Origin of the sequence: Leifsonia sp. A12D58 (assembly GCF_047530025.1) — a bacterium.
Classification (GTDB): domain Bacteria; phylum Actinomycetota; class Actinomycetes; order Actinomycetales; family Microbacteriaceae; genus Cryobacterium.
The window spans coordinates 86,024-111,890 of the sequence record NZ_JBLJAT010000007.1 but is presented as its reverse complement, the minus strand read 5'-3'; the positions used below and the strand labels follow the sequence as shown (position 1 = coordinate 111,890).

Genomic DNA, 25,867 nt, shown 5'->3' with positions numbered 1-25,867 from the left:
CCTATGCGAGTCCACGTTGCCGACCACCCGCTCATCACTCACAAGCTCACGGTGCTCCGCGACAAAGAGACTTCGTCTCCGATGTTCCGCTCGCTCGTCGAAGAACTCATGACCCTCCTTGCCTACGAGGGCACCCGCGGCGTCCGCGTCGAGGACGTTACGGTGCAGACCCCTGTCGCCGTTGCCCACGGAGTGAAGATCAGCGATCCCAAGCCGCTGATCGTGCCGATCCTGCGTGCAGGCCTCGGAATGCTCGAGGGCATGGTCAAGTTGTTGCCGTCTGCCGAGGTCGGATTCCTCGGTATGGCCCGCAATGAAGAGACGCTTGAGCCGACGACATACGCCGAGCGTCTGCCGGACGATCTGTCAGACCGCCAGTGCTTCGTGCTCGACCCGATGCTCGCCACCGGCGGATCACTGATCGCCGCAATCGACTTCCTGTTCGCCCGCGGCGCCGTCGACGTGACGGCCATCTGCATCCTGGCCGCCCCCGAGGGCCTGGCCGCCGTCGAGAAGGCGCTGGAGGGCCGTGAGGTCACTATCGTGCTCGGCGCCGTCGACGACAAGCTTGACGAGAACGGCTACATCGTTCCTGGCCTGGGCGACGCCGGTGACCGCCTCTACGGTCTGGTCTAATCGGGGTCTCCCCCGCGTCTTATCCGAATTGAACTGAGCTGCCCAGGGCGCGTCGAGTCAATGCGCCCTGGGCAGCTCTTGTGTTACCCGGCGTGACCAGATGCGCAGTTTCTGCGACCAGAGACACGCCGTGGCGAGATTCTTTCAATAAACTTTGACGAAATTCATTTCAATCAAAGAATCCTTTTTCAATCCACGCTTGGTCGAGGAATCTCCCAAATGCTATCGGCGCCAGTGAACGTGGTTCGCGTCACAGGGCGTCATTGACCGTCATGGAATTGACACCTGCCGTAACAGTGGGCTTTACTCGCTGCTATGACAACCACTGCACGCCCCCTGACCTCCCTCGAGGCCCCTGGGAATGCCGGCATGATGATGCCAGGCATGCGCGTTGCCATGTGTTGCCGAATGTGTCGCTAACACAGCAAGCACTCTCGCCGAGTTCCCGCCGCTGAATCCAGCAGGCAGGTAGAGCTCTCGAAGCGTCGCATTGCGATCGCTTTGCTTCACGGTCACCCGCTCTTCTTAGTCGGGGACCAGCGTCTTGCCGAACCCATTTCACGCTCGATCGAGCCGGGTTCCCCCTACACATCCAAAGGATTACTCCCATGTCACTCGCACACATCGACACCGCCCGCCAGGTCCGCAACTTCCGCCCGGAGCTCTCTCTCGCCCAGGCCCCCACCGTCGCACCGACGGCGGCACCCCGCATCCGCGCAGTCCCAGACGGCACAGAGGCGCGCGGTTTTGTGCTCTACGTCGGAATCGACGAGGCCAAGGCGGCCGCAGCAGGCACAAGCCTGCACCGCCTGGTCGAAGCCCTGAAGAGCCTCGCGGCCGAGGTAGCACCGTCAGCTGAAACCTACGCTGCCGTCGCCCTCGCTCCCGAAGGCGCGGGCGGACGCGACGTCGACGTCGTGCGCCTCGCCCTGCAGGACCCGGCAGCACTGGCCAGGCACCGCAGTGCCGGTGACGAACTCGACAGCGCTCCGGGCGGCGTCGTCGTCGACATCTCACGCAAGCGCGTGATCCTCGACAACGAGCCGGCTGCACTCACCTACAAGGAGTTCGAGCTGCTGCAGTACCTCGTACTGCGCGAGGGCCGCACGATCGACCGCGCGGAGCTCATCTCGTCACTGTGGAACGCAGCTGACGAAGAGGATGCCCCGAACGAGCGCACCATCGACGTTCACGTTCGCCGCCTGCGCGCCAAGCTCGGCCGCTACGAAGACATCGTGCGCACCGTACGCGGAATCGGCTACCGCTTCGACCGTCACGCAGACGTGTCGATCCACCAGGCAACCACGCCGAGCCCCGACCTGTTCTAGGCTGCGGTTGATCCAGGCCGCCGAGGCGGCCTGGACACGAATAAGTTACGCGCGGTCGAGTGCGTGGGCGAGATCGTCCACGACGTTCTTCCAGTGCCCGAGCATCATTCGACGTTCGTCGCGATCGGCCAGCTGTTCGTGGTGGATGCCAATGGTTGTTCCACCCGGTGCTTCTTTGACCGTCACCTGCAGGATGGTGTCGTGCGGCCAATCGTCCGGACGCCAGCTCACCCTGAGCTTCGAGCCGGGAGTGAGTGAGCGGATGGCGCCCTTGACGCCGTCTTCGGTCGCGTAAGCAGCACCCTTTTCGGTGGGAAGCTCGGTCTTGCCGAGCCACAATGCAAGCCCGTCGCCGAGCAGGAAGTCCCACACGACCGAGGGGGATGCCGCAACAGTCTTGCGTACGCCGACCTCCCAGCCGGCATCCTTGGTCAATCCAGTGGTGTTCTTCGGGTCTACAGCCATAGCTTCACTCTATTCGAGGTACCTGACCGCGATTGCAGCCACGGGGTTAACGTGATTGAGGGCCGATCGTAGAGGCTAACGACCGACCCTCTTCCCTTGCACCAAGAGTGTCCTGCAATCACATTTCACGTCTTCCGCCACAGCAAACGGTTGACGCACTACGAATATATAACGAACCGGTAACGGGCGCTAGTTATCTATTCGTTATTTTTCTATGAGTTTTCAATGGGGTGTTTCCGAGTGCTGCACCACACCCGTCTCTGGAGTGCCTATTGTTGGAGTTCAGGGGTGGATCGACCGCATTTCAGCAGGTCGCACTGGGGAGGCAGAAGCGTGGCAGATCGAGCAGTGGTAGTTGCTGCGTGGGAATCGCTCTTCCGCGCGCAGGTCGCAATCATGCGCAGCCTGGCAGCGGATTTCCCATCCAAGGAGATTTCACTCAACGAGTACGACGTGATGTTCAACCTGTCGAGGCAGCCGGGCTGGCGCATCCGCTTGAGGGATCTCAATAAACACGTCTTGCTGTCCCAGCCGAGCGTGAGTCGTCTCGTCGACCGGTTGGTGTCGCGCGGCTACCTCGAAAAGGAGATCGATCCGGCCGACGGACGCGGGGCAATCATCGGCCTGACCCAGTCAGGCTACGACCTCTTCCGACGCGTGGCACGTGACCACATGGTCACGATTACCAATCACATGTCCGGTTCACTGGATGAGGCAGAGCTGAAGCAGCTCACAGCCCTCTGCGATCGCCTGCGTGAGGGCGCAGAGAGCTAGCCGCCCCGAGAACGTTCAGAGCGCCCAGGGTGCTCAGACGGGGTCGGCCTGACCGCCGGGACCGGTGGCGCCGTCGTCATCGAGCTGGCGCCCGCCGAGGGCAACGCCCATCCAGCTGAGCGCGGTCCAGCCGACATCCGGCTCGCCCTCAAGCACGATGACTCCGGTGTTGTGCAGGTTGTGGTGCGACGCGAAATCCACGTCGACGTTGTCGGTCATGGCCGCCACCCAGGTGCGGATCACCTGTCCGTGCGCGACTGCTGCGACCGTGCCGTGACCGGTGCCTGCCAGCTCGTCGACGACCGCACCGAAGCGGCCGAAGACCTCATGACCATTCTCGGCTCCTGGCATTCGTCGATCGAGGTCGCCGGCAGCCCACCCGAATGAGACGTCGTGGTACAGCTCGATGGCCTCGCGGTCGCGGCGCATTTCGAGATCGCCTGCGCCAATCTCACGGATGCCATCACGCACGCTGACTGGCAGGTCGAGCCTGGCCGCCAGCGGGGCGGCAGTGAGCTGTGCGCGGGTCTGAACCGAGGCGTACAGAGCACCGATGTCTTCGGTGGCCAGCGCGTCGGGGATAGCAGCAGCCTGCTCTAAGCCGAGCTCGGTCAGGCCGGGTCCTGGAACCAGGGTGTCGAGCGCGCCGAGCACGTTGGATGGCGTCTGTCCGTGTCTGATCAGCAATAACCGCATAGTTCTCCTCGTTGAAGCGTCTCTTCACTCTGCCAGACGCTGCTGAACGATTTGGCGTGGGTCTTCTAGCCACGGAGACCACACGTCTGGGAGGATCGGTCACATGAATGTCATCGCTCCTGAAGCTGTCGTCATCTCAGTGAACCGCGATGGCGCGCACCGTTTCTCCAAGCAGCCTCATGGGCAGGTCACGCTTCTGGCCGGCATTGGAATCGAAGGCGACGCGCATAGCGGCGTGACGGTGCAGCACATGTCGCGGCTCGGCGATCCCGACCGGCCGAACCTGCGCCAGGTGCACCTGATTCATAGCGAGCTCTTCGACGAAGTGGCTGAAGCGGGCTTCTCGGTCATGCCCGGCGACATGGGCGAGAACATCACCACGACGGGCATCGACCTGCTGGCACTCCCCCAGGGCACGATCCTGCGACTCGGCGCCGACGCCGCGGTCCAGGTGACCGGGCTACGCAACCCCTGCGCACAGATCAACACGTTTCAGCCCGGGCTCATGAAGGCCGTCCTCGGTCGAGACGAGAACGGCGACGTGGTGCGGAAAGCCGGCGTGATGAGCATCGTGCTCGCCGGCGGCATTGTCGAGCCCGGCGACAGCGTCACTGTGGAGTTGCCGGCAGAGCCACACCTGCCGCTGGCACCGGTCTAGACGATCGGGCGCAGCTGCGACGGCATCCGACACCGTGCCTGTCGCGACATGCCGAACCAGACTCAGCTCACGTGCGTATACGACGAATATCTGGCCGCAGTCACCGAGTCGTCCGCAGAGTGCACCCGGTCGTGAGGTCGGTGACACTCCGGGCGTGGGGTTTGGCGTTTCGCGCGCCCAGCGTTCTTGTGCGCCAGCGCAGCGGGATGAGCTTCGGACGCAGGTCATGCAGCTCGGTACAGCTAGTCGCGCTCCAGCTCATGCGCGAGCGCTTCAAGCTCCGCGCCGCCGGCCATCAGCATGGTCAGCTCGTCGATCGTGATCTCACTCTTGGCGAAGTTGCCCACGCTCGCTCCACGGTTGAGCACCAGGAACCGATCACCGACCGGATAGGCGTGGTGCGGGTTGTGGGTGATGAAGACAACGCCCAGGCCGCGATCGCGCGCCTGTGCGATGTACCTGAGCACAACGCCGGCCTGCTTGACGCCCAGCGCAGAGGTCGGCTCGTCAAGGATGACGACCTTGGCCCCGAAATAAACGGCCCGGGCGATGGCGACCGATTGACGTTCACCGCCAGACAACGTGCCGATGGGCTGGTCGACGTCGCGCAGGTCGATCCCCATCCTGGCCAGTTCTTCCTTGGTGATCGCGCGCATGGCCTTCACGTCGAGACGACGGAAGGGGCCGACGCCGCGGGTCAGCTCAGAGCCGAGAAAAAAGTTGCGCCAGACCGGCATGAGCGGCACGACAGCGAGGTCCTGGTACACAGTCGCGATGCCGACATCCAGTGCATCACGCGGACTGGAAAACGTGCGCTCCTGACCGAAGGCGAGCAGCGTTCCCTCTGACGGCCGGTGCACGCCGGAGAGGATCTTGATGAACGTCGACTTACCTGCGCCATTGTCGCCAAGCACGCACAGCACTTCTCCCGCGCCGACGCTGGCATTGACGTTGTGCAACGCGATGATCGAGCCGTAGCTCTTGCCGATGCCCCGAACCTCGAGCACCTGGCCGGTAGCGGATGGGTTGACCTGGGTCATGTGCGCACTCCTGCCTGTCGGCGCACCGAGAGGTTGACCAGCACCGCGAGCAGCAGCATCCCGCCGAGGAACGCCTTCAGCCAGTTATTGTCCCACTGCGCGAAAACGATGCCCTGCAGCGTCATGCCGTAAATCAGTGCGCCGAGCGCTGCACCGAATGCTGAGCCGTAGCCACCGGTGAGCAGGCACCCGCCGACGACTGCGCAGATGATGTAGATGAATTCCTGACCGATTCCGGTCGTGGCCTGCACCGTCGAGACGTCGAAGAGCTGGAGCATACCGACGATCCAACCGGCGCCGGCGGTCGTCATGAACAGACCCATCTTGGTCTTCATGACCGGCACGCCGGCCTGGCGGGCGCTCGTGACCTGACCGCCAACCGCGAAGATCCAGTTGCCGGCTTTTGTGCGAAGCAGTATCCAGCTGGCCACGGCGACGACAATGATCCACCAGACGACCGAGACTTTCAGGTCCATGCCAAGGAACGGAAATGATGAGCCGAAGAACGTCTTGACCTGGGTGAAACCGGGCACCTCGCTCATGCCCTGGATGGCGACAGTGCCGGTGATGAGCTTGGTCACGGCCAGGTTGAGGCCCTGCAGGATGAAGAACGTCGCCAGCGTGACGATGAAGCTTGGCAGGCCCGTTTTCATCACCATGAAGGCGTTGCCTGCGCCGATGGAGAGTGCGATGACGAGGGCGAGGACCAGCGCCAGCCAGATGTTCAGGCCCCACTGGGTTGTCACTACGCCCACGATCAGGCCCGTGGTTCCGGTCATTGCGCCGGCGGAGAGGTCGAACTCGCCGCCGATCATCAGCATCGCGACAGCGACCGCCATGATGCCGAACAGCGACGATGAGTACAGCCAGGTCGAGATGCCGGCCGGTGTCAGGAATGCCTGGGTCGTGACGGAGAAGAAGGCAAAGATGGCAAGTGCAGCGACTGCTGCACCAACCTCTGGACGGCGAAGCAGCGTGACGAACGGGCTGGTCTGCCTGACTCGCTCATCCGTCACTGCTGTGGTGCTGGTTACGCTCATCGGGTTCCATTCGTCGCGAACTTCGCGACCTGCTCTGCGTTCTCTTTGGTAACGAAGCCAGGGCCGGAGTAGACCGGCTGCCCGCCGCCGACGACATCGCCGTTGCGCTTCTGCAGGGTGAGGAACATGACGGGCAGGTAGCCCTGTGAGTATGGCTGCTGGTCGACGGCGAAGAGGATCTTGTCGTCCATGATCAACTTCGTGACGTCTTCGGACACGTCAAACGTTGCGAGCTTTGCCGTGCTGTTCGCCTCGCTGATCGCCTGATTCGCTGCAACGGCGATCGCCGGCTGCAGGGTGAGCACGCCGTCGATCGATGGATCGGACAGCAGTGTGCTCTTGATCGTGTTCTGCGCGTCTGCGACGTTGGCGATGTCGACCTGCACGTTCTTCACTGTGCCACCGAGAGTGTCAGCTGCCCCCTTGCATCGGTCTTCGAGTCCGGAGTTGCCAGCCTCGTGGATGACGCAGATGACGTTCGAGACACCGGCGTCCGCGAGCTGCTCCCCCGCACCCTGGCCGGCGATGAATTCGCTCTGGCCGACGTGGGTAACGGCACCGAACTCCTTCGACTTCTCCAGGCCGGAGTTGATGGTGATCACCGGGATACCGGCCGCAACGGCCTTCTCGACTGCATCCCTGACCCCGTCGGGGTTGGCCATCGATACAACGAGGCCATCAGGATGCGTCGCAACCGCCGCGTCGATGAGCTGGCTCTGCTTGACCGGGTCGCCGTCGCCCTGGTAGGTGACGGTGACGCCGAGGTCGGAGCCCGCCTGCTGCGCGCCACTCTTGACAACATCCCAGAAGGTATCGCCCGGTGTGCCGTGGGTGACGACGGCGATGGTTGTCGCGTCGCCCGAACCGGAGGCCGAGTTGGCATCCGCCCCGTTTGTGGCTGTGCAACCTGCAAGCGCGAGCGGCACAACAACCAGTGCGGCCAGCCAGCGTGATCTGTGCTTCACTGCGATTACTCCAATGGATACGGTGTTTGGGGGCAACCGGGCCAGCCGGTACAACTCCTGAAACAAGAAAAAGCCCTGCAATCGCACTGATTGCCGGGCTTTCATTCTCTCTCACTCTGTGCGTTGCGTTCGATTCGCATGAGGAATCGTGTGTCAAGCGCATGGATTTCGTATAGTTGCCTGCTGCCGACCTGAGCGCGGCAGACCATGAAGAGGTGAACGAAAAATCTACAGTGGGCACGAGAGTGCACTCATGGACCCGCCGACAGCTGACGCTCTTTCTTGACGGTCCGCAGAGGTGGGGTGATTTTCAGACATCTGTGGGCAGATACGGCACAATCCGCCATGTGCTGGTGCTGTATCCACCTGGCACAAATACTGAGCAACGCCGCCTCCTCCGATCCTGTGAGCGATGGCGGGCGCTGGGACCCCTGGTCGCATGTGCAGCGTTTCTGGCGCTCGCACTCGCAAACGCGCCCTGGATTCTCGCCGTTCTGGCTGCTGTCGCGTCTTATGCGCTGGGCATTGCCATCACTGATCTGCGTGCAGGACCGCCTCACCGGGCACACGTTGTGCGTCTCACTGCAGCTGAATCAACGCTTTCTCCCGACCCGGACAACACTGAAGAATGCGCTTACCTCATCCGTCTGGCAGCAATACTTACCGCTGCTGACGAGGCCCTCGACGGCGGTGTCACTTCTGCTGTCGTGCATGAACGGATCTGGGGTGCCGTCTACGACGAAGCGAAGGAGCACCTCGATCAACGCGTGCCATCCCGGCAGCGTTGAAACAGAAAAGGCCCCGTCCGAAGACGGGGCCTTTTACTTTTATTCTTTTATCTGTGCGCCCGAAGGGATTCGAACCCCCAACCTTCTGATCCGTAGTCAGATGCTCTATCCGTTGAGCTACGGGCGCAGGTGCCTGATCGAACTAACCGCTCGAAGGCAACTTGAAAACTATATCAGCTATCTGAGGCTCACTGGTTCACCTGTGGGCTGCGAGCCGCGTGTCATCTGCATGACTACGCGGAAGATTGGCTCACTGACCAGCAGTTTAAAGTCGTTGAATTTGATCAAACTGGGCTTGGTCTGGGCGCCCTTCGACCTGTTCATCCTCGATCCCCAGCCGCTAGCGCCCTGTGCCCGCGACCGCAGCGGGGGTGACCGGCTTGCGAATTCCGATCCACGAGACCACCCCACCCGCGAACATCAGCGCCGCCACGACGATCAGTGTGCGCTGGTATCCGGCAACATCGAGAGTCGCTCCAACGATCGTGCCCGTCATCGCGATGGCGATCAGCCCGGCGACGCGAGCAACGGCGTTGTTGATTGCCGAGCCGATGCCGGCCTGTTCTGGATGGATTGAGCCGAGCACCGCGGCGGTCAGAGGCGCAACCGTGATCGACAGCCCTAGTCCGACGAGCAGGATCCCGGGCAGGATATGCAGCCAGAAGTTGATCGGCGGTACGGCAGTCATCAGCAGGAGAAAACCGCATCCGGCGATCAATGGTCCCACCGTCATGAAGAACCGTGGCCCATACTTGCCGGCCAGCGTGCCGAAGACTGTCGAGAACACAAGCATCACCAGCGTCGCCGGGATACCGGCCAGGCCAGCCGCGATGGCCGAGAAATTGCCCACTTCCTGCAGATACACCGCGAAGATGAAGAAGCCGAGGGTGAGCGCCGCATAGATGCCGACGGTGGCGACGTTACCCACAGAGAAGTTGCGGATCCTAAACAGTGAGAGCGGCATCATCGGGTACTGCGCCCTGCCCTCCCACCAGATGAATGCGGCGAGAGAGACCAGCCCGATGATGAACGGTAAATAGATGGCGGGGCTCCCCCAGCCGTATCGCCCCTGCTCGATGAGGGCGTACACCGGGCCGCCCAGACCGATCACCGCCAGCACGGCTCCCCGCACATCGACGCGAGATGCCGGCGTCGTTCGCGCCGGTTCTACGACCCGCATCAGGATGATCAGCGTGATTGTGATGGGGATGAGGTTGACCGCGAAGATGTATCGCCAGCTCAGAGCATCGACGAGGATGCCACCGAGCAGCGGACCTGCGATACCGGCGATACCTGTCGAGGCCGTCCAGATGCCGATGGCCTTGCCCTGGACGGCGCCAGTGAAGTTCGAGGTAATCAGTGCCAGCGAGCTGGGCACCAGCAGGGCAGCCGCCATGCCCTGCAGAATGCGGGCCACCACCAGGGCTACTCCCCCAGGAGCCAGGGCGCAGGCCATCGACGTGATGCCGAACCAGATCAGGCCGATCCGAAGGACCCTCACCCGACCGAAGGTGTCAGACAGTGAACCAGCGACGAGGATGAGTGCCCCGAGCGACAAGAGGTAGCCGTCGACCACCCATTGCTGCAGAGCCAACCCGCCTCCGAGCTCACGCGTGATTGCAGGCAGAGCCACATTGACAATCGAGCCATCAAGGAAGGCGACGAACGACGAGAGGATGGCGACAACGAGCACGCGGCGCTGACTGGGGGTCACCGGGCCAGTTAACACCTGAGCGGCCGTGAGAGTAAGCCCCACGGCCGCAGAGTGCGTGTGAGCACCGAAGTGCAGGTGCGCTATTTCGTGATGACGGGCGTTCAGTCCTTGATGTCTTCGAGCTCGCTGGCCGGTGCAGCATCGATGCTCAGCATCTCGCCACGGAAGAACGCCGGCTGTCGCTTGGCCGTGATCAGCATCACGACGACCCCGGAGCCCAGAATCACCATGCCGAGCACGAAGACCAGCCCGACGCCGCCGACGGATGATCCGCTGCCGTATGCGGGATCCATGCTGTCGATGAGCGTTGTGACGAACAGCACTGCGAGGATCAGCCCACCGACGAGCGGGAACAGGAAGGTGAAGAAGAAGTTGCGGGCCCTGGTGAACCACCGACGCCTGAAGTACCAGACACAGGCGAAGGCCGTCAGACCGTAGTAGAAGCAGATCATCATGCCGAGGGTGGTGATGGTGTCCCACAACACGTCTTCACTGACGAATCGCATCACCGTGTAGAAACCGGCGGCGACGATTGCAGAGACGATTGTCGCGTAACCGGGGGTGAAGAAGCGCGGGCTGACGCGAGCGAACTTCTCGGGCAGTGCGCCGTAGTGGCCCATGGCCAGCAGCGTGCGTGCTGGACCGACGAAGGTCGACTGCAGCGATGCCGCCGAGCTCGAGAGCACAGCGATCGACATCAGGATGGCGAGCGGCCCGAGCACAGGGCCAGCCAGAGCGAAGAACACATTCTCCTGGATGTCGGGGTTGCCGAGTCCGATGCCGTCTTCGCCGAGCCCGGCGAACGAGATCGCGGTGATCGCGACGAACAGGTAGATGATCACGATCAGGATGACGGTGAGCGTCGCAGCGCGGCCCGGCGTCTTGCGGGACCCCTTGGTCTCCTCAGACATCGTGAGCGTGACATCCCAGCCCCAGAAGATGAAGATCGACAGCGACAGTCCTGCAGCAAATGCCGAGAACGACGTGACGGCGAACGGGTTGAACCAGTCGAGCGTGACAGGTGTCGGGTCGGGGGCGGAGCCGTTGCTGATGTGCACAATGGCAGCGATACCGAAGGCGACGAGCACCAGCAGTTGGAAGCCGACAAGCCAGTACTGCACCTTCTGCGTCGTCTGCATGTCACGGTACGAGATCCACGTCGCAATCAGGATGAAGATCAGACAGGTGGCAACGTTGATGAACGGATTCGACGCCAGGGCGGCGATATCCGAATTGTTGCCGAAGATCTGCGACAGCATCAGGTAGAGGAAGTCGACGGCGATGCCCGCGAGATTGCTGAGCACTACGATCGTTGCCGCGATCAACCCCCAACCGGCCATCCAGCCAACCCAGGGGCCGAACGCCCGCGTCGCCCACGTGAACGACGTGCCACTGTCAGGCATTGCATTGTTGAGCTCGCGGTAGCCGAAAGCGACCAGGAGCATCGGAATGAAACCGACGAGGAAGATGGCGGGCAGCTGCACGCCGACTTCGGCGACAGTCGGGCCGAGGGCGCCGGTGAGCGTGTACGCGGGGGCGATGCAGGAGATGCCGATGACGATCGCGCCGAGGAGACCGACGGAGCCGGCGCTCAGTCCCTTCGACGAGATGCCCTTTTTCGATTCCGCGCCGATGGCGGTGTCAGTTGAAGTCATGGATCTAGCTCTCTACGGTGAGGGTTGATTCGCGCGGGACCACGATCATGGGCACAGGAAGGGCGCGCAGCATCTTGGCTGCGGTCGAACCGATGAACAGGTGGCGGGGCTGGGCGAGGCGGCTGGAACCGACGAGCACAATCTCGTCAGGATCCCAGTCGAGGGAGGTAATGGCCTTTTCGACACTGTCGCCGAAAACGACCTCTGCCTCGGCGCTGACGCCGGTCGGCAGGTGCGCAGTGGCGTAGTCGAGCACTTCCTGGGCATGCACAGCCCCGTGTCGGCTGGCGAGGCTGTCGCCGGCGTTTCCGGGCAGGTCGATGGCGACAAGCGAAACCAGGCGTAGCGGAACACCGGTTCCGCCGGAGAGCTGGATGGCGGCGGCCAGCAGGGCGTCGGCGCCCGACTTCGTTCCGATGGTGCAGGTGACGCGACTGAGGTCGGTCGTGGTGACGACATCCGCTGTACCCGTCGGCGCAAGGGCAACCGGAACCTCGCTGCTGTGAAGCAGGTCGCTGGCGACGCTGCCGAGGGTGAATCTGCCGAGGATTCCGTCGTGTGCCGCACCGATCACGATCAGCTCGGCGCCGAGTGCTTCTGCGGTGTCCATCAGGCCGCTGGAGAATGAATCTGCGTAAACCAGATGGGTCTCTACTGCCGAGCCGACAGGAAGGGTCGCGACGGCATCGGTCAGCCAGGTCTCAGCCTGCTCGGCCAGAAACCGCTCGTAGCCGGGGTCGCTCGGCACCAGCGTCGGCCGGTGCTCACTGTGCAACACCAGCACGATGTCGAGCGTCGCGCCGCGACTGCGCGCCAAACGGATGCCGAGAGCCAGCGCATCAGCGCCTGCCGGTGTGGCCGTATAGCCGACGATGTAACGCATGCATCCTCCTTGATGCGCCATAAGACGTGCGCTCCAAGGAGCGTGCCGACAGTGGCGTACGGGTCGTAAAGAAAAGTAAATGGAGCGGGACGCGCCAAGTGGCGCGTCCCGCGAGTGAGAAAAAGCCTAGCGTGCGGCCTCGACGATGGCCGCTGCAGTCTCACGACCGACGCGGATGGCACCGTCGACGTGCTGGTAGCCCTTGCCCGCCATGTCGCTGCACGAGAACGAGATCGGGCCAACGGGAGCACGCAGGTCAGAGCCGTACCTGGCCAAACCGCCCATGTCGAAGCTGGCCGCGTATGCACCGCGGGTCCATTCCTCCGAACCCCAGTCGCTTTCGTAGTAGACGACAGGGTTCAGCGCCTGCTCGCCGTAGTAGTGCGAGAGCGACGTGAGGATGCGCAGCTTCCGCTCTTCGGCAGAAAGCCGGAACATGGCATCCGCTTCTTCGTCGGCGACGAAGCCGACAAGGGTGCCACGCGGGTCGATGTGGTTGGTGTTGTCGTAGGCCTCGTGCACGAGCTCGTATGGGCTGAACGCGGTGCCCGACAGGCCGTTGTCGCGCCAGAACGGGGTCTCGTAGACGGCGTGCACCTTGATGACCAGGCCCATCGACAGGTGCTGGTGCAGCTGCTGCTGGCGACGCGGAAGCGGCGGCTCGTACTCGACGTGCGATATGAGGATCGGCGGCACGGCAAGGATCGCGAAGCGGGCGTTCACTTCGAGCTCGTCGGTGAGCGCGGTGACGCTGTTTTCGGTCCAGCGCAGCGTGCGCACGGCCTGGCCGAGGTGCACATCATCGCCGAGGTGCTCGGCAAGCAGCAGAGGAACCTGCTGCAGGCCGCCGATGACGCGCTCATCGAGGATGAAGTCGGCGTCGACGAGGTTGGAGAAGCTACCCGCGCTGGCCGCCATCAACAGCGCCTGCAGCGCCGAGAAGGCGTGGGCAGGCTTGGTGAGCATTGCACCGGCGATGAACATGCCGATGTTGTCGCGGGCTTCCTGGTCCTCGGTCTGCGTCTCGAGCCAGCGGCTGAACGAGACCTCGTCGAGCTCCTTCGCCCGCGGGTGTGCCCAGGGGCGGTCTGGATCGATCTCGGCGACGAGGGAATCAAGCTTCTCGATGAGCGACACGATCTCGTGCTCGGTCTTCGGCGGTACCGGGAAGATCTCGCCCTCGAAACGGCTGAGGTCGCCTGCAGCGTTGATGTACACGTTCTCGCCGTCGCGGTAGCGCGGGTAGGTCTTCAATCCGAGCTCAGCAAGCGTCTCCTTCAACGCATCCTGGTCGGGTGAGACCCACTGACCGCCGATTTCAAGCATTGCGCCGTCGATGTCGTTGGTCCAGAGACGCCCGCCGACCCGATCGCGCGCTTCGAGCACGGCGACGGTGAGTCCGGCCTTCTTCAGTTCGGTGGCTGCGGTGAGGCCGGAGGCTCCGGCGCCGATGATGACGACATCACGAGTGATGACCTCGCGGTTGGGCTGATTCATGGTGTTACTCCTGTGGTTCACAAACGGTTTAACTCTGGCTCAGGTGAGCGGATGCCCGTGGGCGGAGGCCTAGGAAACGGGGATGAGGGTGTACTTCGTCGACAGGTACTCGTGGATGCCTTCGAGGCCACCCTCGCGACCGAGGCCTGACTGCTTCACGCCGCCGAAGGGTGCAGCGGCGTTGGAGACGAGCCCGGTGTTCAGGCCCATCATGCCGGTGTCGATGCTGTCGATCATCCGCTGGCCCCGTGCCAGGTCTGTCGTGAAGACATAGCCGATCAGGCCGTATTCGGTGGAGTTGGCCAGGCGTACTGCCTCGGCCTCATCACTGAACGTTGTGACGCCGACGAGCGGGCCGAAGATTTCCTCGGAGAGCAGGCGGCTGCCGGCCGGGACACCGCTGAGTACCGTGGGCTCGTAGAACGAGCCGGGTCCCTCTGGACGAGTGCCGCCGATGAGCAGCGTTGCGCCGCGGTCGATGGCATCCTGCACCATGGCATCCGTTGACTCGACTGCTGCTTCATTGACAAGCGGGCCGATGGTGACGCCCTCTTCAGTGCCGCGACCGATCTTCAGTGCCGCAACGCGCTCGGCGACGCGGCGGGCGAACTCCGGCGCAATCGACTCGTGCACGATGAAGCGGTTGGCCGCGGTGCAGGCCTGGCCGATGTTGCGGAACTTCGCCAACATCGCGCCTTCGACGGCCTTGTCGAGATCGGCGTCTTCGAAGACCACGAACGGAGCGTTGCCACCGAGCTCCATGCTCGTGCGCAGCACGCCGGTGGCCGACTGGGCGATCAGGCGCTGGCCGACACCCGTCGAGCCGGTGAAGCTGAGCTTGCGCAGGCGCGGGTCGGCGATGATCGGGGCAGACACGGTTGACGATTCGGATGTCGTGATCACGTTGACGACACCGGCCGGCAAACCGACCTCCTCAAGCAGCTTGACGAAATAGAGCGTGGTGAGCGGGGTGAGCTCGGCCGGCTTCACGACGAGGGTGCAGCCTGCGGCGAGCGCCGGTGCGATCTTGCGCGTGGCCATCGCCAGCGGGAAGTTCCACGGGGTGATCAGGAAGCACGGGCCGACGGGACGCTGCGATACCACCATGTGGCCGGTGCCTTCTGGCGTGAGTCCGTAGCGGCCGCTGATGCGCACAGCTTCCTCGCTGAACCAGCGCAGGAACTCTCCGCCGTATGCGACTTCACCGTAGGCCTCGGCCAGCGGCTTGCCCATCTCGATGGTCATCAGCAGGGCGAACTCGTCCTTGCGCTCCTGCAGCAGGTCGAACGCGCGACGGAGCAATTCGCCGCGCTGACGGGGCGGAGTCTTGGCCCAGCTGTCCTGGGCGGCCACGGCGGCGTCGAGCGCTGCGGCGCCGTCTTCGACACCGGCATCCGCAATGCGTGTCAGTTCAAGGCCGGTTGCCGGGTCGAACACGGGCAGGGTCTTGCGGGAGACTGCCATTCGCCATTCGCCATTGATGTAGAGGCCGGTGGGAACCTTGGCCAGCAGCGCGGTTTCTTTCTCTGACACGAGACTTCTCCTTTGCTCGCGGGCCTGGCCCGCGATTCAGATCGTTGGTTCGTCGTGCCCAGGTTCGCAGGCACAGGACGGAAAATTTATGGGGTCGAGCCCGGCGGGACCCGCGTTTCAACGATACGCGGGTGCCAGCCGGGCCCGGCCTGCCCCACCAGACGCTGGGGTCGGGTGAGGCTGGGTTGAGCGGTCAGCCTGCGGCGAGCGCCTCGGCGATGACGCCAATGCCCTCGATCAGGAGTTCGTCGGAGATCGACAGCGGCGGCAGGAACCGGATGACATTGCCATACGTACCGCAGGTGAGCACGAGGACGCCGGCAGCGTGCGCGAAGGCGGCGACGCGATTGGTGAGCGCGGCATCCGGCTCACCCGTTGCCGGGTCGACAAGCTCGATCGCGATCAGGGCACCACGGCCGCGGACATCGCCGATGCGCGGGTCGTTGACGCGGAGTGCGTTGAGGCGCCCAGTGAGCAGGGTGCCGATGTCGGCGGCGCGCTGCACCAGATTGTCTTCTTCGTAGCTCTCAATGGTGGCCAGTGCCGCGACGCAGGCCAGCGGGTTTCCGCCGTACGTGCCACCGAGGCCGCCGGCGTGCGACGAATCCATGATCTCGGCGCGACCGGTGACCGCAGACAGCGGCAGTCCGCCTGCGATCCCCTTGGCCGTGACAATCAGGTCGGGAACGATGCCCTCGTGATCCGACGCGAACATGGCGCCGGTGCGGGCGAAGCCGGTCTGCACCTCGTCGGCGATGAAAACGACGTTGTTCGCCTGGGCCCACGCAAGCAGGGTGGGCAGGAAGCCTTCGGCGGGAACGATGAAGCCCCCCTCGCCCTGGATCGGCTCGATAATCATGGCGGCCAGGTTGGCTGCACCGATCTGCTTCTCGATCATGGTGATGGCGTTCTTGGCCGCAGTCACGCCGTCGAGGCCGCCGTCACGGTACGGGTAAGACAGTGGAGCGCGGTAGACCTCGGGGGCGAACGGGCCGAATCCGCTCTTGTACGGCATGTTCTTCGCGGTGAGCGCCATGGTGAGGTTGGTGCGGCCGTGGTACGCGTGGTCGAAGGCGACGACGGCCTGCTTGCCGGTGTAGTGGCGGGCAATCTTCACCGCGTTCTCGACGGCCTCTGCGCCTGAGGTGAACAGCGCGCTGCGCTTCTCGTGGTCACCAGGGGTGAGACGGTTGAGGGCTTCGGCGACCTCGACGTAGGAGTCGTACGGCGCAACGGTGAAGCAGGTGTGGGTGAACTGGGCCAGCTGAGCAGTGACGGCCGCGACGACGCGCGGGTTACTGTTGCCGACACCGGTCACCGCGATACCGGAGCCGAGGTCGATCAGGGAGTTGCCGTCGGCATCAACGATGACGCCGCCGCCCGCTGCAACCGTGAACACCGGGATGGTGGTGCCGACACCGGCCGCGACCGCTGAAGACTTGCGTGCAAGGAGCGCCTGCGATTTCGGACCCGGAATCGACGTGACCAGTCGGCGCACCTGAGGCAGTGACGGTCCGCCGAGCGGAATTCCGCTGTCGTTCGAGGTGGTGGAGGCGGTGTCGAGGAGGGTCATGGGACTCCAATTCAGGGGGGTGTTTCAGCCGCCGGGGGCGTCGGAGGCGTACCGGCAGTCGGCTCGATGCGGATGCTTCAGCGTATGGAGCGCCATCGTCGGTCGGTATCGCCACACCGTATAGTGAGGGCAGGTGATTTCGCCATCGCGTCTATCCCCGCACTCGTATCAGTCAGTTCGCCCCCGCGCCATCCCCAAGGAAGTCGATGCCCCCGCCTCTTCGCCGCCTGCTTGGCCAGTCAGACCTGCACCTCACCCTGCTCACGCCGGAATCCGCGCTACCGACGGATGCCCTCGATCGCCAGGTGCAGTGGGTGCATGCCTCCGACCTCCGCGACCCCACCCCGTTCATCTCTGAGGGCCAGGTGCTGCTGACCACCGGCACCCAGTTCGATACGGATGCCGATGGGACGCACGCCGCAGCATCCGAGGCGGAGTTCTACAACGACTATGTGGCCAGGCTCGTCACCCTCGGCATCGCAGGACTCGGCTTCGGTACCGAGGTGATCAGGGACGGCACCCCCGACCCACTGATCACCGCCTGCCTCAGCAATGGGTTGCCCCTGTTCGAAGTGCCGTATCGAACGCCGTTCATCGCCATTGCACGACTGGCCGCCGACCTCGTCGCTGAAGAGAATTACGCGAGGCACACCTGGGCGGTGCGGGCCCAGCGCGCCATTTCACTAGCCGCACTTCGCCCCGATGGCCTGCGAGCCACGCTCGGCGAGCTCTCAAAGCAGCTCGATCACTGGGTGGCACTCTTCGACGCCGGCGGCAACCTCGACCGGGTATACCCAGCCGACGCCCTCACCGGCGATGCGCTCGATACAGTGCGCTCTGAAGCGATCAAACTGCTTCGCCGCGGGCAGCGCGCGAGCAGTTCAGTCGTCACGGGCGGCGAAACCCTCACCCTGCAGACCCTCGGCGGCAGCGACAAACTACGCGGGGTGCTTGCCCTCGGCGGCACGTCCCCCCTCGACCATGCCAGCCAGGAGCTGGTGACCTCTGTCATCGCGTTAGCAGGACTCGCCCTAGAGCAGAATCACGCGTTTGACCGGGCGCGCAGCCACCTGCGCTCAGGCCTGCTGCACGCGCTACTCGGTGGCAGCATCGAGCTGGTCTCCACCATCTCCGCAGAAATGTGGGGCGGCCTGCCTGTCGAACCTGTCCGGATGGCGGTGACCACGGCTCCGCACGATTTGATCGACGCCATCACCGAATACCTTGAGCTGCGCGTCGATGCGCAGCCAGGCACGATCTTCTATGCAGTGCGTGGCGACAGCATCGTGCTGTGCCTGGCGGCCGACTCGATCGACCTGGTCAACGACCTCTGCCTGGCATTTGAACTGCATGCCGGGTCATCCGACCCCTCAACATACGCCGCGCTCAGGCACGCGCTCGGCCAGGCCGAACAGGGGCTCCAGCGCGCGCTCGAAGGGGCGCCAGGTCTCGTCGAGTTCGACACGATCTCGCGCCAGGGCGTGCTTGCGTTCCTCGCCAGAACCGATGCCAGGGAAGTGGGACGCGCCACCCTCGCCCCCCTGACCGCGCACGACCAGACCGCTGGCACGAACCTGCTCGAGTCGGTGCGCGTCTGGCTTGAGAACAACGGCCAGTTCGATGCGGCCGCTCAGGTTCTTGGCATCCACCGACACACCCTGCGGTCGCGGATCCAGCAGGCCGAGCGACTGCTCACCCGCGATTTGGCGACCTTCCATGCCCGCGCCGATCTCTGGGCAGCCATCCTCTCAGTGGATGAGACGGATTCACGTCCGACAATCGACGCCCGCTGATCGTTCCTGTACGCGGGACGACCGCGAGCGTAGGATGAGCCGCGTGAGCCAGGAAACCGTAGTCACCCAGACCCCGTCCGCCGCGCCACACGAGGCCGAGCACCCGCATCACGCCTGGGTGCCCCTCGATGAGGAGCCGCTCGTCAAGAGCCTGAGCACCGAACTGCCCACGCCCGTCGGCAACGGCCTCGCGACGATCGTCGTGCTGGTGTCTCTCGTGCTTTTCGTCTGGTCACTTGTCCAAACCTGGCAGTACAACCCGAATGTGCCGCTGCCGCTATTCCAGGTGAGCGTCGCCGGGTTCATCGTGTCGAGCATCGCCGTCTTCGCCAGGAGCACCTTCAGCTACGTCATCGCACTCATCGGGGCCATCGCCTGGATCTGGGTATCGGTCTCGCCGCTCGATCCCGTGTTCATGTGTGTGCTGCAGGGGCTGACCTTCACGCTGATGATCGTCGGCGTCGTGTTCGCACAGGCTGCGATCGCTTACAACAAGAAGCCACGCTTCTAGGGGACAGCCCGTTTCAGGCCTGCTGACCTTCGGGCGTGCTGGACGTTTGGTGTGACTGGACGTTTGGTGTGACTGGACGTTTGGTGTGACTGGACGTTTGGTGTGACTGGACGTTTGGTGTGACTGGGCCGCTCGTGGCATTGGTTATCTAGCCGACCTCGAACCCCGGTGCTTGACTGGTGCAGATGAACGCCAGTGCTGAAGATCCAGCTACGGCGGTCTCGGTAGCTGTACCGAACCGGCGCCATCTCGATGTGCGAGTAACCGGCGGACTTGTCCGCGGGGTACGGGAGGGCAGCATTTTTGCCTGGCGGGGCATACCGTATGCGGCGCCGCCGATCAACGAACTGCGATTTAGGGCCCCACGCCCCGTGGTTCCCTGGCACGACGTGCGCGATGCCTCCCGCTACAGCAAAGTCGCGCCGCAAATCTACCGCGGGCAGTTCAAAGGCACCTCGCCGAAGGTACCGTCCGGAGAGGACTGCCTGAGCATCAACGTGATTGCGGCTGCCATCTCAGGAGGAAAACGCATCGGCAAAAAACCGGTGATGGTCTTCATCCACGGCGGCGGTTACAGCGTGGGGTCATCGCAGGACTTCTCCGGCCAGGGCACGGGCCTCGTTTCGAGCGGCCGTGTCGTTTACGTCAGCTTCAACTATCGTCTCGGCGCCCTCGGTTATCTCGATTTCAGTCGATACTCGACGCCTGATCGCCCAATCGAGAGCAACCTCGGCTTGCGTGATCAGGTCGCTGCGCTCGAGTGGGTGAGAGACAACATCCGCGCGTTCGGCGGCGATCCGGGCAACGTGACTCTCTTCGGTGAATCGGCGGGTGGCAACGCGGTCACCACGCTGATGACCACTCCCGCAGCTGCGGGCCTCTTCGCACGGGCTATCGCTCAAAGCGCGCCGCCGAACGCCGTCTATTCGAAGGAACTCTCGGCACGCTGGGCAGAGGAGTTCGTCGGCCTGCTGCAGGCCGGCGGTGGTTCGCGGAGCCTGACACCGGCCGCGGCGGTGAACGCAGCACCGCCGGTCCTGTCGGTGCAGGAGGCCAGCGATCTGTTGATGGGAGCGGATGTCGGCCACCTGAACGCCACGGCACTCGAACTGCAAATGCGTGTGCCCGACGAGTATCCGGGCACCTTCTGCCTGGCTCCTGTCGTCGATGGCGACTTCCTGCCAGAGCGACCCATCGATGCCTTTCGCTTTGGTCGAGCCCATCGCGTGCCGCTGATCCTCGGAACGAACGATCGAGAGGGCTCGGCATTTCGCGGGCGGGTCGAGATCCTGCCGTCATCACTTCCCCGTATCGACGCCCTGTTCGATCAGGCTCCGGAGTCGTCACACGCGAATATGCACCAGGCGTATCCCGGGCTTCCCTCGCCGCGCCCGGCCGCCGACTTCGCCGGAGACTCCGCGTTCTGGTTTCCGAGCGTCAAGGTCGCCGACCTCCACTCACGGTTCGCTCCCGTTCACATGTATCGCTTCGACGTGGCGCCCAGACTGATGCGCATGCTCGGCTACGACGCTACGCACGGCATCGAGATGCTCGCACTGTTCGACCGGTCGAATACGAGCGCAGGTCGCACCATGACAGTGCTCGGCGGCCGCACGCCATTCATGCGTGCGGGTGAGCGGATGCGCGGCCACTGGCTGCAGTTCGTCTCAGAGGGCGCCACGGAAGCGACCTGGCCCGACTATGACGAAGCCACCCGCCTCACCCTCGTCATCAGCGAGACCGATCGGGTCGAATCAGATCCGCGGGGCAATCGCCGTCGGGCCTGGGAGGCATTTCTGCCCGGATTTTAGGAGTGTCGAGCTTCGCGGGCGGCCGCGCTTAGACCGGCGGTTCGACCGGGATGCGGTCGCGATCGAGCGTGATGTTGGTGTAGCCGTGCGGCATCGGGTTTCCCTCGTCGTCGAGTGCGACGAAGACGATCCGATCGATCGTCAAGATGCTCTGACGGGTGATGATGTTTCGCACTTCGGCCCGCATGGTCAGCGACGTGCGCCCGAAATGGGTAGCGAGCAGTCCGATTTCGATGATGTCACCGAGGCGAGCCGAGCTGACGAAATTGATCTCGGAAATGTACTTCGTCACCACGCTGCGAGTCCCGAGTTGGATCACGGCGTATACGACAGCTTCATCGTCGATCCAGCGCAACAGGCTACCGCCGAAGAGTGTGCCATGAGCGTTCATATCCTCGGGGCGAACCCATTTGCGTGTGTAGAAGTTCATCGTGGTGCTCATGGTTTAACGATATTCCTCATTCGTGAGAGGTATATGGGGGCCAAGCAACCGCGAGAAGATGCCCAGCCGCGCAGACCCTCAATACGGGATGCGCGACTGGGCGTCACGGTTCTTCTAGAACAGAATCGTCACCTTGTCGGCAGCACCGGGGGTCGCGGCGAGCGTGAAGGCTTCCAGCGCCTTCTCGTACGGCATCGTGTGACTGATGATCTTGGCGTACTTCTCCCAGTTCTCAATAATGTCGTCCGTCACCTCAAAGATCTCGGTCGGATAGCCCATCGACCAGACGACGGTGAGCTCGGTCATCAGGATGCCACCGAAGTCCAGCTCAACCGGGCGCTTGTGCACGGCGACGATGCCGAGCGTTGCGCCGTGCTTCGCCATGCCGGCGACGCTCTGGGGCACGCTCGACACACCGGCGGCATCCAGGTAGATGTCGGTACCCGGACGGACACCGCGCAGCATCTGCGTAGAGGCATCGCCATGCAGTTCGACGAGGCGAGCCGCGACATCCTCTTCTGCCGAGTTGATGACGGCGTCTGCGCCGATCTCGAGCGCCTTCTCCAGACGGCTCGGGACGATGTCAACAACAACGATGTGGGATGCACCGCGACGGCGGTACCCGAGCAGCGCTCCGAGACCGATGGGTCCCGCACCGAAAATTACGACCTTGTCGCCATCCTTCGGCTGGGTGCGATTGACCGCGTGGTATGCGACGGCCATCGGTTCATTGAGGGCTGCGACCTCCCACGGGATGTGAGACGGTACGACCCTGAGCTGGCGCCCGAGCTCGGCATCCTTGATGACGACAAATTCGTTCAAACCGCCCTGCGCGCCACCGGAACCCAGCAGGCCATCAGTGAGCGCCATCGTGTCGATGACGACGTGGTCGCCGACCTGGATACCCTCGACGTCTGCGCCGACTTCGACGACCTCTGCAGCCGGCTCGTGCCCGAGCGGAGTCGCTCCCTGGCGCGGCGGGATGCCTCCGACGTGCGCGTACATCGCGTCGGAGCCGCAGATGCCACTCGCCTTCATCTTGAGCAGCACATCACTCGGCCCCGCTGTCGGCTTGTCAATGTCGACCCACTCGATTGTGTCGGCTCCAGTAACGTAAACGGCCTTCATGAGTACTCCTTATTGTTGGCCCGGGCATCCCTTGAGGATGGGATTAAGACGTTAGTCACTAAATCGAATTAGTGCACGCTATGCTCACGGAATGGCCTCTCCACGCGTGACGATCAAGGATGTCGCACGAGCCAGCGCCGTCTCCCCCGCGACAGTCAGCTTCGTGCTCAACGACACCGCAGGACAAACGATCCCCCCTGCTACCCGTGCCCGCGTTCAGGATGCCGCTCGCTCGCTCGGATATGTGGCACACGGGATCGGGCGCGCACTACGGGAGGGAACCTCTCGAGTAGTGCTGCTGGATGTCGGCACCCTGCGCGGTGGGGGCATCCTCGAGGACTTCATTTTGGGCATGAGCGACGAGTTGATGCTGCACGGACATAGCCTCCTGGTGCAGCATGGCGCTCACGACAACGCTCTCCAGACCGCGATCGCGGCCATCTCCCCCCGCGCGGTGGTCAACATCGATGAGCCGTTTTCGGCCGTCGACCCTGCCAATCCGGAGGGCGGGTGGACGTATGGCCTGGCATCCCATTCAATGACCCAGTTGACCTACCTGGCCGAACAAGGGCACCGCAGGATCGCGTTCGGAGTTCAGGCCGATGATCAGTCTCCTCACCTGTCCGCGACACGCTTTCGTCATGCGCTGGAGGCCGCCACAACTGCCGGAATCGAGTCGGTCATCCCGCTCACCACGACGATAGATCGCGCGAGCACCGCCCAGAATGTGGCCGAACTTCTCCGAGCCCATCCAGAGATCACGGCTGTCGCAGCTGCGACCGACGAGGTAGCACTGCGTGTGCTCGCGGCGATGCACACTCTCGGCCTGCATGCTCGATCGGCCCTTGCCGTGATCGGCTTCGGCGACACGGGCCTGGGCGAACTGTGGGTTCCAGCGCTCACCAGCGTTCACATCGACGCCGCGGGTCTCGGTCGCCGGGCGGCCCAGGTGGCCCTGGGCTTCGATGAGCTGTCTCAGCCGATCAGTCGATCGCACGTTGTCGTGCGGGAGTCAGCGTAGAGGGCGTGCGCCAAAAAAGTGACGCCCGTCGCATCCCCGTGGAATGGATCGGGCATCGCGCCTGCGAACTAAGCCATCGGTACGCTGACGGGTAAGTAGTCGTGTCGCGATCATCACGGCCCGATCGCGGGGATAAAACACGAAAGGCCCGCACAAACTGTGCGGGCCAAAGAATTTCGTGAACTCAGCTGCTGAAAAAGCTGAACTACTCTCTGCGGAACCGGTGGGATTTGAACCCACGGTACCCTGTAAAGGGTACTCCACCTTAGCAGGGTGGTGCACTAGGCCGAACTATGCGACGGTTCCTGGGTGCTCACTAACGCAAACACACGACAGTAATCATAACCGTATTCGCGGCATCGTTTCGACCACTGCCGAACGGATGCCGCGAAATCGGCTACTGATCGTCGAGCGTACGACCGACTGAGCAGGTGTACTGACCGGCGGTCTGGCCGGTGGCAGAACTGGGCAGCACTGTCGTTGTCGGGGCCGTCGTCGCGCTCGGGTCGACAGGAGCGGCGGGGTCTACCGCAGCGTCCGTCGTCGTATCGGTGGCGGGAGCGTCGGTGACCGGCGCATTGGGGTCGATCGTCGACCCATTGCCTGTCGTTCCGCCGAGGGCGATCGGCTGGTCGGCAGCGATGGCCGCGAACATCTCATCGAAGTCATCCTGCAGGGGAACCACGCCACCCTCCGTGCTACCGGTCGGCACCTGCACGAAAACCACGTCATTCAGATCGATGTTCTTGAGGGCCAGCGCGATCGATACGATCCGGTCAACGTTGTTAAGGCTGTCTGAGAGCACCATGTTGCCGGTCACCGCCTTGGCGAGCGAGTACACCTTCAACGGGTCTGACAGGGTGTCTGCGCTTTTGATCGTGCGCACGAGCGACGACATGAAGACCTGCTGGTTGTTGATGCGCGTCAGGTCGCTACCGTCGCCGATACCGTGCCGGGTGCGCAGGAACTGCAGGGCGTCAACGCCAGCAAGCAGGTGCTCACCGGCATCGAGGAACATTCCGGTGTACTCGTCTTCGATGGGCTCTGCCACACAGACAGGCACGCCGCCCACGGCGGTCGACATTGCGATAACACCGCTGAACTGCACCTCGGCAGCAAACGGAATGCTGAGGCCGGTGAGCTGCTCGACGGTTGCCACTGTGCAGGAAAGCCCGCCGTAGCTGAGCGTTGTATTGATCTTCTGGCGGCTCATCGCACTAGACGTGTAGCCCGTCTCCGGGTCGGTACATTCGGGGATCGGTACGTACATGTCGCGCGGGAAGCTGATCACAGACGCGTTCGAGTGGTCCTGCGAAATGTGCAGCAGCATCGTGACGTCATTGAGGTCACCGGTGTCGTCTTCATTGCCGAACGCGGGATCCTGACCTGCACGGCTGTCGCTGCCGACGAGCAACAGGTTGACGCCACCATCGATGGCACCGATCTGCGGCACAGGGCCCTCGGTCTCGTTGGCGAGATGCACGCCTTCTTGCACGCTGGCGGCTACGTCATACGCGGCGATGCCGGCGACGGAGACCGTGCTGATGAGAACGACGGCGAGCGTGGATGCCAGAATTCGCACGACGGCGGCCCAGGGATTCGACTTCTTCAACCGGCCGTGACGGGCAACGGTGTTCTGCTTGCTAGATCTATTCGAGCGGGGGCGCAGTGTGTCGCTCACTCAGATCCCTTCATGTCATGTGCATGCCAGGCACCTGGTGCGGAGGGCGTGGGATTCGAACCCACGAGACATTTCTGTCCACCAGTTTTCAAGACTGGCTCCATCGGCCGCTCGGACAGCCCTCCTCGCTCGGCTAACGCTGCGTCAGGTTCAACGCAACGTAATCAGACGAACAACGAACGATTCTAGCCGATAGCAGACTACCCACACTGACAGCGGTTCCTGAAAAGGTGCT

At 63.4% G+C, this 25,867-nt stretch carries 23 protein-coding genes and 3 tRNA genes; 9 read left to right on the top strand and 17 right to left on the bottom strand.

The genetic code is table 11. From position 1 onward, the window contains the following. Positions 1 to 3: 3 nt before the first annotated feature. Both upp and ACMT3I_RS14850 read left to right on the top strand, forming a co-directional pair. Positions 4 to 636 carry a uracil phosphoribosyltransferase gene (upp, locus tag ACMT3I_RS14855; RefSeq protein WP_414805295.1) on the top strand — a complete coding sequence of 211 codons (633 nt, stop codon included), beginning with the start codon at positions 4 to 6 and terminating at the stop codon, positions 634 to 636. A gap of 608 nt (positions 637 to 1,244) precedes the next feature. After that, a complete protein-coding gene (locus ACMT3I_RS14850; protein ID WP_414805294.1) occupies positions 1,245 to 1,964 on the top strand; it encodes a winged helix-turn-helix domain-containing protein in 720 nt (239 codons plus the stop codon). Between the two features lie 45 nt (positions 1,965 to 2,009). Here the strand turns inward: ACMT3I_RS14850 and ACMT3I_RS14845 are convergent, their stop codons facing one another. Further along, positions 2,010 to 2,429, bottom strand: coding sequence for an SRPBCC family protein (locus ACMT3I_RS14845; RefSeq protein ID WP_414805293.1), 420 nt, complete (start codon positions 2,427 to 2,429; stop codon positions 2,010 to 2,012). 333 nt (positions 2,430 to 2,762) lie between these two features. Between ACMT3I_RS14845 and ACMT3I_RS14840 the strand changes: the two genes are divergently transcribed. Continuing rightward, positions 2,763 to 3,203 (top strand): MarR family winged helix-turn-helix transcriptional regulator, encoded by a 441-nt coding sequence (locus tag ACMT3I_RS14840; RefSeq protein WP_414805292.1) that lies wholly within the window; start codon positions 2,763 to 2,765, stop codon positions 3,201 to 3,203. Between the two features lie 33 nt (positions 3,204 to 3,236). Here ACMT3I_RS14840 and ACMT3I_RS14835 read toward each other — a convergent pair whose 3' ends face one another. Next, positions 3,237 to 3,899 (bottom strand): histidine phosphatase family protein, encoded by a 663-nt coding sequence (locus ACMT3I_RS14835; RefSeq protein ID WP_414805291.1) that lies wholly within the window; start codon positions 3,897 to 3,899, stop codon positions 3,237 to 3,239. 103 nt (positions 3,900 to 4,002) lie between these two features. On the opposite strand from ACMT3I_RS14835, the gene ACMT3I_RS14830 reads away from it, so the two are divergent. After that, a complete protein-coding gene (locus ACMT3I_RS14830; RefSeq protein WP_414805290.1) occupies positions 4,003 to 4,557 on the top strand; it encodes an MOSC domain-containing protein in 555 nt (184 codons plus the stop codon). Between the two features lie 242 nt (positions 4,558 to 4,799). Here ACMT3I_RS14830 and ACMT3I_RS14825 read toward each other — a convergent pair whose 3' ends face one another. From ACMT3I_RS14825 to ACMT3I_RS14815, 3 genes are read right to left on the bottom strand one after another with little or no spacing between them, the layout of a single operon-like run. Next, the gene (locus tag ACMT3I_RS14825) at positions 4,800 to 5,597 is read right to left on the bottom strand and encodes an ATP-binding cassette domain-containing protein (protein ID WP_414805289.1); all 798 of its coding nucleotides are present in this window, start codon (positions 5,595 to 5,597) and stop codon (positions 4,800 to 4,802) included. After that, on the bottom strand, positions 5,594 to 6,637 hold the full coding sequence (locus tag ACMT3I_RS14820; RefSeq protein ID WP_414805288.1) for an ABC transporter permease: 1,044 nt from the start codon (positions 6,635 to 6,637) through the stop codon (positions 5,594 to 5,596). The genes ACMT3I_RS14825 and ACMT3I_RS14820 overlap by 4 nt, the downstream gene beginning before the upstream one ends. After that, on the bottom strand, positions 6,634 to 7,602 hold the full coding sequence (locus ACMT3I_RS14815; protein WP_414805287.1) for a sugar ABC transporter substrate-binding protein: 969 nt from the start codon (positions 7,600 to 7,602) through the stop codon (positions 6,634 to 6,636). Before ACMT3I_RS14815 ends, ACMT3I_RS14820 begins: the two co-directional genes overlap by 4 nt. A 215-nt stretch (positions 7,603 to 7,817) precedes the next feature. On the opposite strand from ACMT3I_RS14815, the gene ACMT3I_RS14810 reads away from it, so the two are divergent. Then, entirely contained in the window at positions 7,818 to 8,390 is a 573-nt protein-coding gene (locus ACMT3I_RS14810) for a DUF6611 family protein (RefSeq protein WP_414805286.1), read from the top strand. Positions 8,391 to 8,444: 54 nt separating this feature from the next. Here the strand turns inward: ACMT3I_RS14810 and ACMT3I_RS14805 are convergent. The 7 genes from ACMT3I_RS14805 to gabT form a co-directional block, all read right to left on the bottom strand. Beyond that, positions 8,445 to 8,517, bottom strand: a tRNA-Arg gene (locus tag ACMT3I_RS14805). Positions 8,518 to 8,730: 213 nt separating this feature from the next. Then, the gene (locus tag ACMT3I_RS14800) at positions 8,731 to 10,104 is read right to left on the bottom strand and encodes an MFS transporter (protein WP_414805285.1); all 1,374 of its coding nucleotides are present in this window, start codon (positions 10,102 to 10,104) and stop codon (positions 8,731 to 8,733) included. Positions 10,105 to 10,205: 101 nt separating this feature from the next. Continuing rightward, positions 10,206 to 11,759: an APC family permease gene (locus ACMT3I_RS14795; protein WP_414805284.1), complete on the bottom strand. Its 1,554-nt coding sequence runs from the start codon at positions 11,757 to 11,759 to the stop codon at positions 10,206 to 10,208. A gap of 4 nt (positions 11,760 to 11,763) precedes the next feature. Then, complete coding sequence (locus ACMT3I_RS14790) at positions 11,764 to 12,642, bottom strand: universal stress protein (protein WP_414805283.1); 879 nt, start codon at positions 12,640 to 12,642, stop codon at positions 11,764 to 11,766. A 126-nt stretch (positions 12,643 to 12,768) separates the two neighbouring features. Beyond that, the gene (locus ACMT3I_RS14785; protein ID WP_414805282.1) at positions 12,769 to 14,139 is read right to left on the bottom strand and encodes a flavin monoamine oxidase family protein; all 1,371 of its coding nucleotides are present in this window, start codon (positions 14,137 to 14,139) and stop codon (positions 12,769 to 12,771) included. Positions 14,140 to 14,208: 69 nt separating this feature from the next. Beyond that, complete coding sequence (locus ACMT3I_RS14780; protein WP_414805281.1) at positions 14,209 to 15,672, bottom strand: NAD-dependent succinate-semialdehyde dehydrogenase; 1,464 nt, start codon at positions 15,670 to 15,672, stop codon at positions 14,209 to 14,211. Positions 15,673 to 15,865: 193 nt separating this feature from the next. Next, positions 15,866 to 17,245 carry a 4-aminobutyrate--2-oxoglutarate transaminase gene (gene gabT / locus ACMT3I_RS14775; RefSeq protein ID WP_414805280.1) on the bottom strand — a complete coding sequence of 460 codons (1,380 nt, stop codon included), beginning with the start codon at positions 17,243 to 17,245 and terminating at the stop codon, positions 15,866 to 15,868. A 206-nt stretch (positions 17,246 to 17,451) separates the two neighbouring features. On the opposite strand from gabT, the gene ACMT3I_RS14770 reads away from it, so the two are divergent. From ACMT3I_RS14770 to ACMT3I_RS14760, 3 genes are all read left to right on the top strand, one after another. Continuing rightward, positions 17,452 to 19,038 carry a PucR family transcriptional regulator gene (locus tag ACMT3I_RS14770; protein WP_414805279.1) on the top strand — a complete coding sequence of 529 codons (1,587 nt, stop codon included), beginning with the start codon at positions 17,452 to 17,454 and terminating at the stop codon, positions 19,036 to 19,038. Positions 19,039 to 19,081: 43 nt separating this feature from the next. After that, positions 19,082 to 19,549 (top strand): hypothetical protein, encoded by a 468-nt coding sequence (locus ACMT3I_RS14765; RefSeq protein ID WP_414805278.1) that lies wholly within the window; start codon positions 19,082 to 19,084, stop codon positions 19,547 to 19,549. Between the two features lie 185 nt (positions 19,550 to 19,734). Beyond that, positions 19,735 to 21,360, top strand: a complete 1,626-nt coding sequence (locus ACMT3I_RS14760; protein ID WP_414805277.1) for a carboxylesterase/lipase family protein — start codon at positions 19,735 to 19,737, stop codon at positions 21,358 to 21,360. Positions 21,361 to 21,388: 28 nt separating this feature from the next. On the opposite strand, the gene ACMT3I_RS14755 is transcribed toward ACMT3I_RS14760, so the two are convergent. Together ACMT3I_RS14755 and ACMT3I_RS14750 are read right to left on the bottom strand one after the other, a co-directional pair. Continuing rightward, entirely contained in the window at positions 21,389 to 21,802 is a 414-nt protein-coding gene (locus ACMT3I_RS14755; RefSeq protein WP_414805276.1) for an acyl-CoA thioesterase, read from the bottom strand. Between the two features lie 114 nt (positions 21,803 to 21,916). Further along, positions 21,917 to 22,930: a zinc-dependent alcohol dehydrogenase gene (locus tag ACMT3I_RS14750; RefSeq protein WP_414805275.1), complete on the bottom strand. Its 1,014-nt coding sequence runs from the start codon at positions 22,928 to 22,930 to the stop codon at positions 21,917 to 21,919. 91 nt (positions 22,931 to 23,021) lie between these two features. Here ACMT3I_RS14750 and ACMT3I_RS14745 point away from each other — a divergent pair, with 91 nt between their 5' ends. After that, a complete protein-coding gene (locus ACMT3I_RS14745) occupies positions 23,022 to 23,951 on the top strand; it encodes a LacI family DNA-binding transcriptional regulator (RefSeq protein ID WP_414805274.1) in 930 nt (309 codons plus the stop codon). Positions 23,952 to 24,166: 215 nt separating this feature from the next. On the opposite strand, the gene ACMT3I_RS14740 is transcribed toward ACMT3I_RS14745, so the two are convergent. The 3 genes from ACMT3I_RS14740 to ACMT3I_RS14730 all read right to left on the bottom strand — a co-directional run bounded on the left by ACMT3I_RS14740 (position 24,167) and on the right by ACMT3I_RS14730 (position 25,757). Beyond that, positions 24,167 to 24,257, bottom strand: a tRNA-Ser gene (locus tag ACMT3I_RS14740). Between the two features lie 91 nt (positions 24,258 to 24,348). Beyond that, positions 24,349 to 25,632, bottom strand: a complete 1,284-nt coding sequence (locus ACMT3I_RS14735; RefSeq protein WP_414805273.1) for an LCP family protein — start codon at positions 25,630 to 25,632, stop codon at positions 24,349 to 24,351. A gap of 40 nt (positions 25,633 to 25,672) precedes the next feature. Further along, a tRNA-Ser gene (locus ACMT3I_RS14730) sits at positions 25,673 to 25,757 on the bottom strand. Positions 25,758 to 25,867 lie beyond the last annotated feature (110 nt).

Excerpts from the sequence above, each read along its gene's own strand:
- ACMT3I_RS14825 (WP_414805289.1), bottom strand. The coding sequence starts at position 5,597 with ATGACCCAGGTCAACCCATCCGCTACCGGCCAGGTGCTCGAGGTTCGG.
- ACMT3I_RS14785 (WP_414805282.1), bottom strand. The coding sequence starts at position 14,139 with ATGAATCAGCCCAACCGCGAGGTCATCACTCGTGATGTCGTCATCATC.
- ACMT3I_RS14760 (WP_414805277.1), top strand. The coding sequence starts at position 19,735 with ATGAACGCCAGTGCTGAAGATCCAGCTACGGCGGTCTCGGTAGCTGTA.
- ACMT3I_RS14750 (WP_414805275.1), bottom strand. The coding sequence starts at position 22,930 with ATGAAGGCCGTTTACGTTACTGGAGCCGACACAATCGAGTGGGTCGAC.
- ACMT3I_RS14830 (WP_414805290.1), top strand. The coding sequence starts at position 4,003 with ATGAATGTCATCGCTCCTGAAGCTGTCGTCATCTCAGTGAACCGCGAT.
- ACMT3I_RS14795 (WP_414805284.1), bottom strand. The coding sequence starts at position 11,759 with ATGACTTCAACTGACACCGCCATCGGCGCGGAATCGAAAAAGGGCATC.
- ACMT3I_RS14745 (WP_414805274.1), top strand. The coding sequence starts at position 23,022 with ATGGCCTCTCCACGCGTGACGATCAAGGATGTCGCACGAGCCAGCGCC.
- ACMT3I_RS14755 (WP_414805276.1), bottom strand. The coding sequence starts at position 21,802 with ATGAGCACCACGATGAACTTCTACACACGCAAATGGGTTCGCCCCGAG.
- ACMT3I_RS14845 (WP_414805293.1), bottom strand. The coding sequence starts at position 2,429 with ATGGCTGTAGACCCGAAGAACACCACTGGATTGACCAAGGATGCCGGC.
- gabT (WP_414805280.1), bottom strand. The coding sequence starts at position 17,245 with ATGACCCTCCTCGACACCGCCTCCACCACCTCGAACGACAGCGGAATT.
- upp (WP_414805295.1), top strand. The coding sequence starts at position 4 with ATGCGAGTCCACGTTGCCGACCACCCGCTCATCACTCACAAGCTCACG.
- ACMT3I_RS14820 (WP_414805288.1), bottom strand. The coding sequence starts at position 6,637 with ATGAGCGTAACCAGCACCACAGCAGTGACGGATGAGCGAGTCAGGCAG.
- ACMT3I_RS14850 (WP_414805294.1), top strand. The coding sequence starts at position 1,245 with ATGTCACTCGCACACATCGACACCGCCCGCCAGGTCCGCAACTTCCGC.
- ACMT3I_RS14790 (WP_414805283.1), bottom strand. The coding sequence starts at position 12,642 with ATGCGTTACATCGTCGGCTATACGGCCACACCGGCAGGCGCTGATGCG.
- ACMT3I_RS14770 (WP_414805279.1), top strand. The coding sequence starts at position 17,452 with ATGCCCCCGCCTCTTCGCCGCCTGCTTGGCCAGTCAGACCTGCACCTC.
- ACMT3I_RS14835 (WP_414805291.1), bottom strand. The coding sequence starts at position 3,899 with ATGCGGTTATTGCTGATCAGACACGGACAGACGCCATCCAACGTGCTC.